Origin of the sequence: Kitasatospora sp. NPDC048540 (assembly GCF_040651175.1) — a bacterium.
In the GTDB taxonomy this organism is placed as follows: Bacteria; Actinomycetota; Actinomycetes; order Streptomycetales; family Streptomycetaceae; genus Kitasatospora.
Genome location: NZ_JBEZIR010000033.1, coordinates 38,270 through 50,312, shown reverse-complemented (window position 1 = coordinate 50,312; position 12,043 = coordinate 38,270). Strand labels below are relative to the sequence as shown.

Below are 12,043 nucleotides of genomic sequence, written 5' to 3'. Positions count from 1 at the left end.
GGTGGCGAGCCGATGGTGATGTGCGCGGTGTACCGGCTGGGTCCGATCCGGGTGGGGACGTAGCCGTCGATCCCGGTCCAGGGTGGTCCGGTGCCGGTCGCCGTCCGGGGGAACGGCATCCGGCCGGTGGCCGACGGACGAGGGACGTCAGGCGCCGCTCGCGCAGACCACCCCGAAGAGTCCCTCGCCGTCGGCGGAGGGGCACACCAGTGAGGTGACGCCGGTGGCGGCCCGGGTCCAGAGGGCGAAGCCCTGGTGGGTGCTGATGTCGTCGATCAGCATGACGCCGTCGGGCGCCAGGATCCGGCCGATGCGGTCCATCTCGAACCGGGTGTTGCGTGCCGTGTGCAGGCTGTCGTGGACGAAGACGTCGACCCGGCCCAACTGCCGTCCCAGCCGCGGCAGGCGTCGCCGGCTGGACCCTTCGATGTAGGACCAGGCCCGTCGCTGGCGGGTGGGGACGGCCGCGCCCGTCTCCGGGTGAAGGCCGGGGCGGAAGGGGTGCGGCAGGTCGATGCTCCACAGATGACCGCGCCCGTTCTGCTCCAGCGCCTCCAGGACGTACCGGCTGATCACACCCCGGGCGACCCCCGTCTCGACGACGACCTCGGCGTGCCGGTGCAGCACCACGCACCGCACGGCCCGCGCCAGCGACTCGTCCGCGTCGCTGTAGCCGCCGTACGTGTGCCGCCCGAAGGCGAGTCCCCGGTCGTGCAGTTCCTGCTCCACGGACCCCCACAGTTCGGCCGCGTGCGGCGCCTCCGGACACGGCCAAGGGGCGCCGAGCAGGTCGTGCAGGTGCTCCTCCCACGCGGTGTCGACGTCGTACGCCACCGGGTGCTCGCGGTGCCGGCTCAGCTCCTCCGGCAGGTAGAGGAGGGTCTCCACGGGGTCCGCGGACAGGGCGCGGGCGAAACGCCTCATTCGGTCCGCGCCGCCCGGAGACTCGAAGCGGCCCATGTCTCCACCGTAGTGCTCCCGCCGCTGTTCTCCATTCCGGCAGGTCAGCGGGGCGGTGGCCGGTGCTGAGGCCGGGACGGGTGCTCAGGAGGCGGCGGCGTGTTCCGCCGGGACGACCACGACCGGAAGCCGCGCGTGGTGGACGACCTCGGTGCTGGTCGAGCCGAGGGTCAGCCGTCCCCAGGCTCCCGATCCCCGGGAGCCGACCACCAGCAGGGAGGCGTCCTCGCTCGCGTCGAGTAGGACCTGCGCCGGGCGGCCGGGGTTGCAGACGATCTCCACGTCCACCGACGGCCCGCCGAGCTGCCGCTGCAGTTCCTCGACGGAGTCGGCCACGGCCTGCGCGACGAGGTCGCTCTGCTGCGGGACGGGACCGCTGCCCGGCCCGGCACCGGCCGTCCATTCGAAGCCGGAGTGCTGGGTGGGGGCGTACTCGTACGCGCACACGGCCCGCAGCCGGGTACCGCGCAAGCGGGCCTCGCGGAGCGCGAAGGCGACGGCCTGCGCGGCGGGGGCCGAACCGTCCGTGCCGACCACGATCGGGCCGGCCGGCTGAGGGACAGGAGCAGCATCGGTCACGGAGGGCCTCCGAGGCGTCGGCGGGCGTCAGGTGTCCACTTCTCAGCCTGCTCCTGCCCGTCCGCCGGCACCAGCGCACTCGCGTGGCGGGAGCCCGCTGACGGCTGTCGGTGGTCGTGGCTAGGGTGGCGATCATGAGTCTGACAGCAGTGATGATCACGATGGATTGTGCGGAGCCGCAGGAGCTGGCCCAGTGGTGGGCCACCGCGGTGGGAGGCGAGATCGCCCAGGACTACGGCGACTTCGTCATCGTCAAGGCGCAGCCGCTGGCCCTGGGCTTCCAGCGGGTGGCCGAGGAGCGGCGGGACAAGAACCGCATACACGTCGACTTCGCCGCCGCGCCCGACCGGGGCATGGCGGGGGAGGTGGAGCGGCTGGTCGCCCTCGGCGCGAGCGTCGTCGGCGAGCACAGCGCTCCGGGCCTCACCTGGACCGTGCTGCGGGACCCGGACGGGAACCAGTTCTGCGTCCACTGAGGAGAGTCGTGCCGGCACGGCAGCCAAGCTCGGCCTTGCCGGCGCCTTCCCGGGTTCGTCGACGGCCGCGAGCCGACGGCGCCGCCTGGTGACGGAGGGTCAGGTCTTTCGCGTCGCCCGCCCCGCCGTCGGCCCGTCGCCGTCGCCGCTGCTGTCGTCGTCGACCGGGCCGTCGGCGGCGGTCGGAGTGTCGGCGACGGCGACGGGTGCGGTGCTGCTCCTGGTGGTCCGGCAGGTGTGGCACGCGTGCCACTGGGTCGGCCACCACGGCTGGTCCGGGTCGGGCGCGCGGTGCGGGGCGAGGGTCATCTCGCCGGTGTCCCGGCCGCACAGGGTGAGGGGACCGCAGGCTCCCGAGGCATCCAGGGGAGCGGCATGTGCGTGCCGCACCGGCCCCTGCGGGTCCGCCGGCGAGCGGTCGGTTCCCAGGAGCCGCACGTTGGTCGGCACGTCCAGTTCCAGTACGAGGACGATGTTCATCCCCTCACCGTGGCCGCCGGACCGCCCTGCCGCACCTGCACGGCGCCATCCGGCCCAGTGCCCCACCGGGTCCACCGGGCCCACCGGGCCTGTGCATCGCCGCCGCGGCCGCGAGGCGACGGCACCCGCACCGAAGCCGGCCGCGCTGCACGGCCGGGCGGCGGGCCGTAGCGTCGGACAGACGGACGTACGGCCCCTCCGGACCGGGGCGCGAGCGAGGGAGGCCCTGATGCCGGCCGCAGCACTGTTCGATCCCGACGGCTCCGGCACGGGCGGCACGGGCGGCGTCCTCGCGCACCGCGCCCGCCGCCGGTCCGCCTCCGCGTAGCCGCGACCGTGGACGCCCGTCGCGGTGACGGCTACGCGGTCTCCGCGGAGTTCTACGACCTCCTCCAGGCCGAGACCGACCGCCGCCAGGCCGAGCAGCGCTTCGCCGAGGCCGCCGCCCGGGCCCGGTACGCGGTCCTGGACGTCGGCGCGGGCACCGGGATCGTCACCGAGGTCCTGCTGCGCGCCTCGACCGTTCCCGTCCACGCCGTCGAACCGGCCCCCGCCATGCGCGCCGCCCTGCTGTCACGGCTCGCCCACCTCGGCGCCGACCGGCGCGCCCGGGTCACCGTGCACCCCGAACCCTTCGCGGCGGCAGGCCTGGCCGAGGCCGCCGACCTGGCCGTCGCCTCCAACATGATCGCCGGCCTGGATCCCGCCACCCGGCGCGCCACCTGGCGGGCGCTCACCGCGGCCCTGCGGCCCGGTGGCCTGCTGCTCTTCGACCCGCCGCCCGCCCACCTCCCGACCGGCACCGAGGAGGCGCAGCGGCTCGGCCCGGTCCGGGTCGGCCCGGACCTCTACCTCGCCGACGTCACCCGGGAGCCCCACCGAGGCGTCCTGCGCACCGTCTTCACGTACCGCGTCGAGCGGGAAGGAACGGTGCTCCGTCAGGCCCGGGAAGCCTTCGACCTGTGGCCCGCACCACCCGGCCTGCTCGCCGAGGAGCTCCGGACCGCGGGCCTGGACGTGGTCCGGGCTCCCCACCCGGACCTGATGGCCGCCCGGCGCCCGGCCGCCTAGGCTGGCGGCGGTCGAGCCGGTCGGCTCCCGGGACGGTCCGCGAAGGGGGACGGCAGTGGAGGACACGCTGAATCTGTGGCGTCAGGAGCTCGGCGCGGTGCCGGAGTCGGTCTGGCGACGGACCGGACTCCGGGTGCTGATCCTCGCGGACAACGGCCTCACCGCGCTCCCGCCGGATATCGGGCGGCTCCACCGGCTGGAGACCCTGGACCTGGGACACAACGCACTGACCTCGGTGCCCGGCGAGCTCGGCGGGCTGACCGGCCTCAGCGGCTGCCTCTACCTGCACGACAACCGGTTGACCCGGCTCCCCGACTCGTTGGGGGACCTGACCCGATTGCGGTACCTCAACGTCGGTGAGAACTCCCTCACCGCTCTGCCGCCGACCATCGGCGCGATGAGCGGTCTCGTCGAGCTCAGGGCGCAGCACAACCGGCTCACCACCCTCCCGGACGGCATCGGCGGGCTCCGCAACCTGCGGGAGCTGTGGCTCAGGGGCAACGCCGTCGACCACCTGCCGGCCTCGGCAGCCGGGCTGTCCGAACTGCGCCACCTGGACCTGCGCGAGAACGCCCTGACCCGGGTGCCGGAACCGCTGGCCGGCCTGCCGCGCCTGCGGCAGATCGACCTGCGGAGCAACCGCCTCACCCACCTGCCCGACTGGCTCACCCTGCTGCCGTCGCTGGAGAAGCTGGATCTGCGCTGGAACGCGGTGGACCCCGCCCTGCCCCTGCTCGGCGAGCTGGAGCGGCGGGGTTGCATCGTCCTCACGTGACGTCACCTGACGGCCTGACGCCCTGACGCCCTGACGTGACCCGCCCGACCGGCGGCGACAGCCGGTGGTCAGCCCTGGGGGTGCATCTCGTCCAGCAGGTCGAGGTTGCGGAACACCGGGGGACCATCGCACAGCGCCGCGAGCTGCGCGGCGAACTCGGCGGTCTCGGGGCGGTCGGAGTTCTCCTGCGCCTGCTCGTACGACGGGAACTCCACGATGTTCAGGTACACGTTCTCCTGGTCGCGGTCGCGGGTCTGCAGGGCCCGCGTCACCAGCGACCGGCCGGCGTTCTGCTCGACCCAGCTGTTGAGCAGGGCGGTGAACTCGTCGATGCGACGCGTCTTGAACTCGATGATCTGAACGAACCTCATGGGCTCGGCCTCCTCGGCTCAGCGGCTCGGCAGCCGGTTGCTACCTCCAGCGTCGGCCGGAGGCGGACGGTGGCTCCGTCCGCCTCGCCGGGGAGTCCGGCTTCCCACCCGGTTGGTCGCACGGGGGCACCGAGCTCACCCGTTCGGGTGGCGCGCATGGTGACCGCCGCCTCGGGCCACGACGATGACACCGACGTACACGGGACCGCGGGCCCAGGACCTGTCAGGGCCGCGCCCCGGCGGAAGGGGAGCCGATGGCCGAGCCGACGGACCCGGTCGCGGGTGGAGGCGGTCGCGTCGCGCGGCTCCTGCCGGGCCTGTACGTGCTGCGGTCGTACCCCCGCCGCTGGCTGCGGGCGGACCTGGTGGCCGGCCTCACGGTCGCCGCCTACCTGGTGCCTCAGGTCATGGCGAACGCGACCGTCGCGGGCCTGCCACCGGTGGCCGGACTCTGGGCCATCCTGCCCGCCCTGCTCGTCTACGCCTTCCTCGGCTCGTCCCGGCTGCTTTCGGTCGGGCCGGAGTCGACGACGGCCCTGATGACGGCGAGCGTGGTGGGACCGCTGGCGGCCGGCGACCCCGAGCGCTACGCCGTCCTCGCGGCGGCGCTGGCGGTGGTGGTCGGGGTGATGTTCATCCTCGCCCGGATCGCCCGGCTGGGCTTCGTCGCGGACCTGCTGTCGCAGCCCGTCCTGATCGGCTACCTCGCCGGGGTCGCACTGATCATGATGGTGGACCAGCTGACCAAGCTCACCGGCGTCGAGACGCAGGGCTCGCACTTCTTCCCGCAATTGATCTCCTTCCTGCGCAACATCTCCCAGGCCCAGGCCGCGACGGTGGTCCTCAGCATCGCCACCCTGCTCTTCCTGTTCCTCGCCGCCGCCTATCTGCCCCGCGGCGTGCCGGTCCCGCTGCTGGCGGTGGTCCTGGGTACGGCGGTGACCGCCGGGTTCGGCCTGGACTCCCACGGCATCGCGGTGATCGGCGAGATCCCGACCGGGCTCCCGCACTTCTCGGTCCCGTCCCTGAGCGGGCTCAAGGAGCTGGCGTTGCCCGCCATCGGCGTGCTGCTGGTGGGCTACACCGACGTGATCCTGACCGCGCGCGCCTTCGAGTCCCGCAGCAGCGGCGAACGGCTGGACCCCGATCAGGAACTCCTCGCGCTCGGCGTGGTGAACCTCGGCACCGGCGTCCTGCACGGCTTCCCGGTCAGCAGCAGCGCCAGCCGCACCACCCTCGCCAAGTCGGCGGGCGCCCACAGCCAGCTCTACGGCCTCGCGGCGGATGCGGTCGTGGTCGGCGTACTGCTGTTCCTCGGGCCCGCGCTCGCCCACACGCCTTCGGCCGTGCTGGGCTGCCTGGTGGTCTTCGCCGCGACCCGGATGATCGACATCGCGGGCTTCCGGCGGCTGGCCTCGTTCCGCAGCCGGGAACTGCTGCTCGGGCTCGGCTGCCTGGTCGGCGTCCTGGCCCTGGACATCCTGTACGGCGTACTGGTGGCCGTGGGGCTGTCGGTGGCCGAGTTGCTCACCAGGGTCGCCCGGCCGCACGACGCGGTGCTCGGCCTGGTGCCCGGTGTGCCCGGCATGCACGACATCGACGACTACCCGCAGGCCCGCACCGTCCCCGGACTGCTGATCTACCGGTACGACTCGCCGCTCTTCTTCGCCAACGCCGAGGACTTCCGCCGGCGCGCGCTGGCCGTGGTCGACGAACAGCCGGAACCGGTGCGCTGGTTCGTGCTCAACACCGAGGCCAACGTCGAGGTGGACATCACGGCGCTGGACTCGCTGGAAGCGCTGCGGGAGGAGCTGGCCCGGCGCGGCATCGTGTTCGCGGCGGCACGGGTCAAGCAGGACCTGCGCGAGGAACTGGACGCCTACGGGCTCACCCGGTCCATCGGTGAGGACCGGCTCTTCGCCACGCTGCCCGCGGCCGTCGCGGCGTACCGGTCCTGGGAGAACGGGAACGGGAACGCGGACGGGGCCGAGGCCTGAGCGGAGCCCCGGGAAGCACAATTCACGTCCCTTGCATCAGCGAGTCCATTGGTCGAAATGACAAGTATCTGCCAGGGCTGTTACGAACTGTCCCTTGCGGATGCAAGATGGCCGCACCCGGGACGGCGGCGCCGCGGGCGCGAATGCTTCGCGCGACCCCGTGACAGCACATCAGGAAGAGGAAATGCACCATGGGAACACCCGACCGGATGGACGAGCAGCTGCGCGCCCTGGGCCTCGTCCACGCCCAGGGCAAGGCCGAACGGCTCTTCGCCGAGGTCCGGGCACGCGGCCTGGTCGCCCCCGGAGCCGGCGAACGCGAGGTCAGCGACCGGATCCGCGACCTCGCCAACGACATGTTCGGCACCACCAAGCACTGGCACAAGCGCATCGTGCGCTCCGGCCCGCACACCCTGTTCCCCTACCAGGAGAACCCGCCGGACCGGGTGATCTGCGAGGACGACATCGCCTTCGCCGACTTCGGCCCGATCTTCGAGGAGTACGAGGCCGACTTCGGGCGCACCTTCGTACTCGGCGACGACCCCCACAAGCACCGCCTGCGCGACGACCTCACGACCGTCTTCACCGCCGGCCGCGCGGCCTTCCACGCCGACCCGCGGATCACCGGCCGCGGACTGTACGCACAGGTCGAACGGCTCGCCGCCGAACGCGGCTGGGGCCTGGGCGGCTGGCACGCCGGGCACCTGGTGGGGGAGTTCCCGCACGAGACCGTCGACGGCGCCAAGGCCGAGTCCTACATCACCCCGGACAACGACCACCCGCTGCGCCGCACGGACCGGGCCGGCCGGCGCTGCCACTGGATCCTGGAGGTCCACCTGATCGACGAGGAGCGCGGTTTCGGCGGCTTCCACGAGCAACTGCTCGACCTGGCCTGACCCGTAGGACGCCCGGATCACCGTCGCACCGGACCCGGAGGCCATCGCCGGTGAGATCACCCTGCTGGCCCGGGCCGCCCGTCCCGCCACCGGCCCGGCGGCCCACTGAACCCGCCACCCCGGCAACCGGGTTGTCCCGGCCGGGCAGCTCCGGCTCCAGCACAGACACCGACGCGCCGCCCGGTTCGGCGCTCTGCGCTACGCTTGCCGGCCTCCCCACCAGCCTCGCGTGCCGTGCCGGCCCTCAGCGGGTGGGCCGCCCCTGCGCCGTGGTGCGGGCCCCCTGACCGAAAGGCCGTCCCGTCGTATGAAGATCCCGAAGCGCTTCTACGTGGAGCTGGCGGTGCTCGCGCTCGTCGGGGTCTCCGTGGCCGTGGTCCCGGGGGTGATCGCGCGACACGGCTGCGCCGCGGGAGCCGAACTCGCAGGATCCGCCCCGGTCAGGGAGTTCACCGGGACGCACCCCGGGACCGTGCCCGCCGGGGAGCCCTCGCCGGTCACGTGCAACGAGGACGGCGGCTACGCGCACGCCGGCGCGGAGTACCACTACCAGGTCCCGGAACGGGAGATCGTCGACTACTACACGCGTACGGCGGAGTCCCTGGGCTGGGTGCCGGACCGTGAAGGGGAGCAGGTCCCGCCCGAGGTGGCCGGGTTCTGCTTCTCCAGGGACGTCGAGGGCAGGCCGGTCATGGTCGTCGTGCGCTTCGACTCCGTGGCGAGGACGTACCAAATCCGGTCCGAGGTCGCCCTGGACGGCACCCGGAACAGGTGCTGGCTCTGACTCCCCGCCATGCCCCCGCGCCCGTCGGTCAGGTGGCCGGCCGGGTGGGGGAGGGCGGGGCGGGGGGTGGGGTGGTGGGCAGCGTCAGGCGGAAGGAGGTGCCGCCGGGGGTGTCGTGGACGGTGAGGGTGCCCGCGTGGAGGGTGGCGATCTCGCGGGCGATGGGCAGGCCCAGGCCGCTGCCGCCGTCGTCGCGGCTGCGGGCGTCGTCGAGCCTGGTGAACCGTTCGAAGATGGCGTCGCGGTCCTGGGGGGCGATCCGGGCGCCGTCGTTGGTGACGTCCAGGACGGCGTTCCCGGTGGCCGGGTCCAGGTGCAGGTGGACGGTGACCCGGTGGGCGGCGTGCCGTTGCGCGTTGTCGAGCAGGTTGGTCAGCAGGCGGCCGAGCCACTGGGCCTTCCCGTACACGGGCACGCTGTCCGGGACCCGCAGCTCGATCGGGTGCGGCGGCGGGATGCGGCCGCGGACGGTCGAGCGTACGAGGTCGGCGAGGTCGAGGGCGTCGTCGGGGCGGGGCCGGCCGGGGCTGTCGAGGCGGGCGAGCAGCAGCAGGTCGCCGGCGAGGTCCTGAAGGCGTTCGGTGTCCTGGAGCGCGCCTTCGACCATGGTCCGGCGCACCCCCGGGTCGGGGTGGGTGTGGGCCACCTCGAGCTGGGTGCGCAGGACGGCGAGCGGGCTGCGCAGCTCGTGGGAGGCGTCGGCGATGAAGCGGCGCTGGCGGTCGCCGGCGGCTTCGAGGCGGGCGAGCATGGCGTTCATCGTGTGGGCGAGGCGGGCGATCTCGTCGTCGCTGCGGGGGTCGGGGACGCGCCTGGCGAGGTCGCGGTCGCTGATCGCGGCGACCTCGGCGCGGATCGCCTCGACCGGCCGCAGGGCGCGGCCGGTGGTGCGCCAGGTGAGGATCGCGACAGTGACCAGGACCAGGGCGCTCATCGCGGCCAGCGCGGCGGTGGTGAGGTCCTCGGCGGTGTCGGCGGTCCGCAGTGAGGCGCCGACGTGGATGGTGACGGGTCCGCCCGGGGTGTCGGTGGTGACCGTGGTGACGCGCTGGTGGGAGTCCTCGCCGCGGTGGCCGAGGTTGTAGCTGCCGTCGGTGGGGACGAGGCCGGGCCGGCCCATCAGGTTCTGGCTGGCGGCGACGACGTTGCCGCCGGCGTCGAGGACCTGGATGAAGTCGGTGCCGTGGTCGAGCGGCAGCGGCGAGGTGAGGTGGCCGCCGGCGGCGAGGTGGGCGACGACTTGGGCCTGTTCGCGGGCGCCGGTCTCGACGCTGTGTTCCAGGTTGACGCGCAGCACCAGCAGGACGGCGCCGCAGGCGACCAGCAGTACGACGGCGACCCCGGCGCAGGCAGCGGCGGTGGTGCGGGTCCGCACGGACCGGGGTGCGAGGAGGTGCAGCAGGGCGGCGACGCGCGGGTGGCGGGTGAACCGGTCCGCCGTCGCGGCCGTCCGGCGGCGCACGGCCCGCACCAGGGCGGGGAGGGCCCGGTCAGCCACCGTCGGCCGCCAGCCGGTAGCCGGCGCCGCGTACGGTCTGCACCGCGGCGCGTCCGAACGGCGTGTCGATCTTGCGGCGAAGGGCGCTGATGTGGACCTCGACGGTGTTGGGGTCGCTGTCGGGGCCGCTGTCCCAGACCTCCTCGAGGATCTCGCGCTTGGAGACCGCCTCACCGGCGTGCCGGGCCAGGTGGTCGAGGACCGCGAACTCGCGGGGGGTGAGGGCGACGGCGGTGCCGCCCCGGGTGCAGGTACGGGCCGCGGAGTCGACCACGAGGTCCCCGAGGACGGTGCGCCGCGGTGCCCGGCTGCCGATCCGGCGGGCCAGCGCCCGGAGGCGGGCGACCAGGACGACGAACGAGAACGGCTTGGTCAGGTAGTCGTCGGCGCCGGTGTCCAGCGCCTCGGCCTCGTCCCACTCGCCGTCCTTCGCGGTCAGCATCAGGATGCCGGCGTCGCTCCCGGCCGCCCGCAGCCGGGAGCACACCCGGTAGCCGTTCAGGCCGGGCAGCATGATGTCCAGCACGATCACGTCGTACGGGTGGTCGGTCGCCCGGGCGAGGCCGGACAGGCCGTCATGGACGATGTCGACGGTGAACCCCTCCGCGGTCAGACCGTGCTGCAGCGCCAGCGCCAGCCTGCGCTCGTCCTCCACCACCAGTACTCGCATACCCCCAGGGTGGCAGGTCCAGCGGCCGGTCGGCTGAAGGCTTCTTCAGGTCTTCAGGATCCCTTCAGCCCCGCCCGGTCAAGCTGATCGTGTCGTCCGGGCGAGGGTCCCGGACCCGGTAGGGAGTCGGGGTGGGCGTCATGAGCGAGCCGGTCGGTGCGGGGCAGCCGCAGGAGAAGCCGGGCAGGGCGGTACAGGTCCGGCGGTGGGCGCGCGGGCGTTCCGCGCGCTGGATCGCGGCCGGTGCGACCGCCGTGGTGGTCGTGGGCGGCGGCGCCGCCGTAGCCTTGCACCACGAGCGGGAGGCGCACGGCGAGCACGCGGCCGCGGCCGGGGACGGCGAGGGGCGGGCCGACGGCCGCGAGGGCCACGAAGGCCACGAGGGTCACGACGGCGGCCGCGACGGGGGTCGGGACGGCGGCCGCGCGCCCGCGCCGCTGCCGGCCCTGGACGCGGCGGACGCCGTGGTGAAGGCCTCCTCGGGGGTGCCCGGCGGCAAGGTGGAGTCGCTGCGGGCGGTGCCCGAGCAGGGCGGCGGCCGGGCCTGGCAGGCCGTCGTACTCGGCCCCGACGGGATACGCCACCTGGTCACCGTCGACGGGGCGAGCGACACCATCACCGGCAACACCACGCTGGGCGGTTGATCCCTTGAGCACCACCGCACCGGCCGCGGCCGCCACCCGTACCGGGCCCGCCGCGACCGTCCGGACCAAGGTCCCGCAGGTGACGGCGGCGTTCTGGCTGGTCAAGGTCCTCACCACCGGCATGGGCGAGACCACCTCCGACTACCTGGCCCGCGCCCTCGGACCCGTCCCGGCGGTCGCCGCCGCGGCGCTGCTCCTCGCCGCCACCCTGCTCGCGCAGGCCCGTAGCCGCCGGTACGTACCGGCCGTGTACTGGTCGGCGGTGGTCATGGTCAGCGTGTTCGGCACCATGGCCGCGGACGTCGCCCACGTCGCCCTCGGGGTGCCGTACGCCGCCTCCGCGCTCGCCTTCGCCCTCGCCCTCGCGGCCCTGTTCGCGGTGTGGCGGAGGACCGAGGGCACGCTCGCGGTCGGGACGGTCGACGGCGGGCGCCGCGAGGTCTTCTACTGGGCGACGGTGATGGCCACCTTCGCGCTCGGCACGGCGGTCGGGGACCTGACCGCGGCCACCCTCGGCTGGGGCTACCTGCCCTCCGGGCTCCTGTTCCTCGCCCTGATCGCGGTGCCCGCGCTCGGCCACCGCGCCCTGCGGACACCACCCGTCCTGGCGTTCTGGTGGGCCTACGTGCTCACCCGCCCGCTCGGCGCGTGCTTCGCGGACTGGGCCGGCGTCAGCCGCCAACGCGGCGGCCTCGACCTCGGCACCGGACCCGTCAGCCTCGTCCTCGCGATCGTCATCGCGGTGGCCGTGGCCCGGCTCACGGTCGTCGCGCGCCGGTCGCCGCGGCCCGCCGTCTGAACCGTCCCCCGACCGGGACCGTCCCCCCGACCCGAAACCATCC

At 74.0% G+C, this 12,043-nt stretch carries 14 protein-coding genes; 8 read left to right on the top strand and 6 right to left on the bottom strand.

Translation table 11 applies throughout. The annotated features are described in order from the left end of the window. Positions 1-147: 147 nt before the first annotated feature. Together AB0D08_RS15935 and AB0D08_RS15930 are read right to left on the bottom strand one after the other, a co-directional pair. Complete coding sequence (locus AB0D08_RS15935) at positions 148-960, bottom strand: class I SAM-dependent methyltransferase (protein ID WP_051814496.1); 813 nt, start codon at positions 958-960, stop codon at positions 148-150. A gap of 84 nt (positions 961-1,044) precedes the next feature. Then, complete coding sequence (locus tag AB0D08_RS15930) at positions 1,045-1,539, bottom strand: universal stress protein (RefSeq protein WP_082527311.1); 495 nt, start codon at positions 1,537-1,539, stop codon at positions 1,045-1,047. Between the two features lie 134 nt (positions 1,540-1,673). Here AB0D08_RS15930 and AB0D08_RS15925 point away from each other — a divergent pair, with 134 nt between their 5' ends. Beyond that, entirely contained in the window at positions 1,674-2,015 is a 342-nt protein-coding gene (locus tag AB0D08_RS15925; RefSeq protein WP_033826305.1) for a VOC family protein, read from the top strand. 99 nt (positions 2,016-2,114) lie between these two features. Here the strand turns inward: AB0D08_RS15925 and AB0D08_RS15920 are convergent, their stop codons facing one another. Further along, a complete protein-coding gene (locus AB0D08_RS15920) occupies positions 2,115-2,495 on the bottom strand; it encodes a hypothetical protein (protein WP_033826282.1) in 381 nt (126 codons plus the stop codon). Positions 2,496-2,831: 336 nt separating this feature from the next. On the opposite strand from AB0D08_RS15920, the gene AB0D08_RS15915 reads away from it, so the two are divergent. Together AB0D08_RS15915 and AB0D08_RS15910 are read left to right on the top strand one after the other, a co-directional pair. Then, the gene (locus tag AB0D08_RS15915; protein ID WP_359889190.1) at positions 2,832-3,566 is read left to right on the top strand and encodes a class I SAM-dependent methyltransferase; all 735 of its coding nucleotides are present in this window, start codon (positions 2,832-2,834) and stop codon (positions 3,564-3,566) included. A gap of 55 nt (positions 3,567-3,621) precedes the next feature. Then, positions 3,622-4,341: a leucine-rich repeat domain-containing protein gene (locus AB0D08_RS15910; protein ID WP_359889187.1), complete on the top strand. Its 720-nt coding sequence runs from the start codon at positions 3,622-3,624 to the stop codon at positions 4,339-4,341. A gap of 68 nt (positions 4,342-4,409) precedes the next feature. On the opposite strand, the gene AB0D08_RS15905 is transcribed toward AB0D08_RS15910, so the two are convergent. Further along, on the bottom strand, positions 4,410-4,712 hold the full coding sequence (locus AB0D08_RS15905; protein ID WP_033826279.1) for a hypothetical protein: 303 nt from the start codon (positions 4,710-4,712) through the stop codon (positions 4,410-4,412). Between the two features lie 254 nt (positions 4,713-4,966). On the opposite strand from AB0D08_RS15905, the gene sulP reads away from it, so the two are divergent. The 3 genes from sulP (at position 4,967) to AB0D08_RS15890 (ending at position 8,389) form a co-directional block, all read left to right on the top strand. Next, on the top strand, positions 4,967-6,709 hold the full coding sequence (gene sulP, locus AB0D08_RS15900) for a sulfate permease (RefSeq protein WP_359889184.1): 1,743 nt from the start codon (positions 4,967-4,969) through the stop codon (positions 6,707-6,709). 191 nt (positions 6,710-6,900) lie between these two features. Then, on the top strand, positions 6,901-7,605 hold the full coding sequence (locus AB0D08_RS15895) for a M24 family metallopeptidase (protein ID WP_359889181.1): 705 nt from the start codon (positions 6,901-6,903) through the stop codon (positions 7,603-7,605). 307 nt (positions 7,606-7,912) lie between these two features. Further along, positions 7,913-8,389, top strand: a complete 477-nt coding sequence (locus AB0D08_RS15890) for a hypothetical protein (RefSeq protein ID WP_359889178.1) — start codon at positions 7,913-7,915, stop codon at positions 8,387-8,389. A gap of 28 nt (positions 8,390-8,417) precedes the next feature. Here the strand turns inward: AB0D08_RS15890 and AB0D08_RS15885 are convergent, their stop codons facing one another. Next, complete coding sequence (locus AB0D08_RS15885; protein ID WP_359889176.1) at positions 8,418-9,887, bottom strand: ATP-binding protein; 1,470 nt, start codon at positions 9,885-9,887, stop codon at positions 8,418-8,420. Beyond that, on the bottom strand, positions 9,880-10,557 hold the full coding sequence (locus AB0D08_RS15880) for a response regulator transcription factor (RefSeq protein WP_033821112.1): 678 nt from the start codon (positions 10,555-10,557) through the stop codon (positions 9,880-9,882). The genes AB0D08_RS15885 and AB0D08_RS15880 overlap by 8 nt, the downstream gene beginning before the upstream one ends. Positions 10,558-10,697: 140 nt before the next feature. Between AB0D08_RS15880 and AB0D08_RS15875 the strand changes: the two genes are divergently transcribed. Together AB0D08_RS15875 and AB0D08_RS15870 are read left to right on the top strand one after the other, a co-directional pair. Then, complete coding sequence (locus AB0D08_RS15875; RefSeq protein WP_149038221.1) at positions 10,698-11,201, top strand: hypothetical protein; 504 nt, start codon at positions 10,698-10,700, stop codon at positions 11,199-11,201. Positions 11,202-11,205: 4 nt separating this feature from the next. After that, positions 11,206-12,000 (top strand): membrane protein, encoded by a 795-nt coding sequence (locus AB0D08_RS15870; protein ID WP_033821114.1) that lies wholly within the window; start codon positions 11,206-11,208, stop codon positions 11,998-12,000. Positions 12,001-12,043 lie beyond the last annotated feature (43 nt).

Excerpts from the sequence above, each read along its gene's own strand:
- AB0D08_RS15880 (WP_033821112.1), bottom strand. The coding sequence starts at position 10,557 with ATGCGAGTACTGGTGGTGGAGGACGAGCGCAGGCTGGCGCTGGCGCTG.
- AB0D08_RS15920 (WP_033826282.1), bottom strand. The coding sequence starts at position 2,495 with ATGAACATCGTCCTCGTACTGGAACTGGACGTGCCGACCAACGTGCGG.
- AB0D08_RS15895 (WP_359889181.1), top strand. The coding sequence starts at position 6,901 with ATGGGAACACCCGACCGGATGGACGAGCAGCTGCGCGCCCTGGGCCTC.
- sulP (WP_359889184.1), top strand. The coding sequence starts at position 4,967 with ATGGCCGAGCCGACGGACCCGGTCGCGGGTGGAGGCGGTCGCGTCGCG.
- AB0D08_RS15925 (WP_033826305.1), top strand. The coding sequence starts at position 1,674 with ATGAGTCTGACAGCAGTGATGATCACGATGGATTGTGCGGAGCCGCAG.
- AB0D08_RS15875 (WP_149038221.1), top strand. The coding sequence starts at position 10,698 with ATGAGCGAGCCGGTCGGTGCGGGGCAGCCGCAGGAGAAGCCGGGCAGG.
- AB0D08_RS15890 (WP_359889178.1), top strand. The coding sequence starts at position 7,913 with ATGAAGATCCCGAAGCGCTTCTACGTGGAGCTGGCGGTGCTCGCGCTC.
- AB0D08_RS15935 (WP_051814496.1), bottom strand. The coding sequence starts at position 960 with ATGGGCCGCTTCGAGTCTCCGGGCGGCGCGGACCGAATGAGGCGTTTC.
- AB0D08_RS15905 (WP_033826279.1), bottom strand. The coding sequence starts at position 4,712 with ATGAGGTTCGTTCAGATCATCGAGTTCAAGACGCGTCGCATCGACGAG.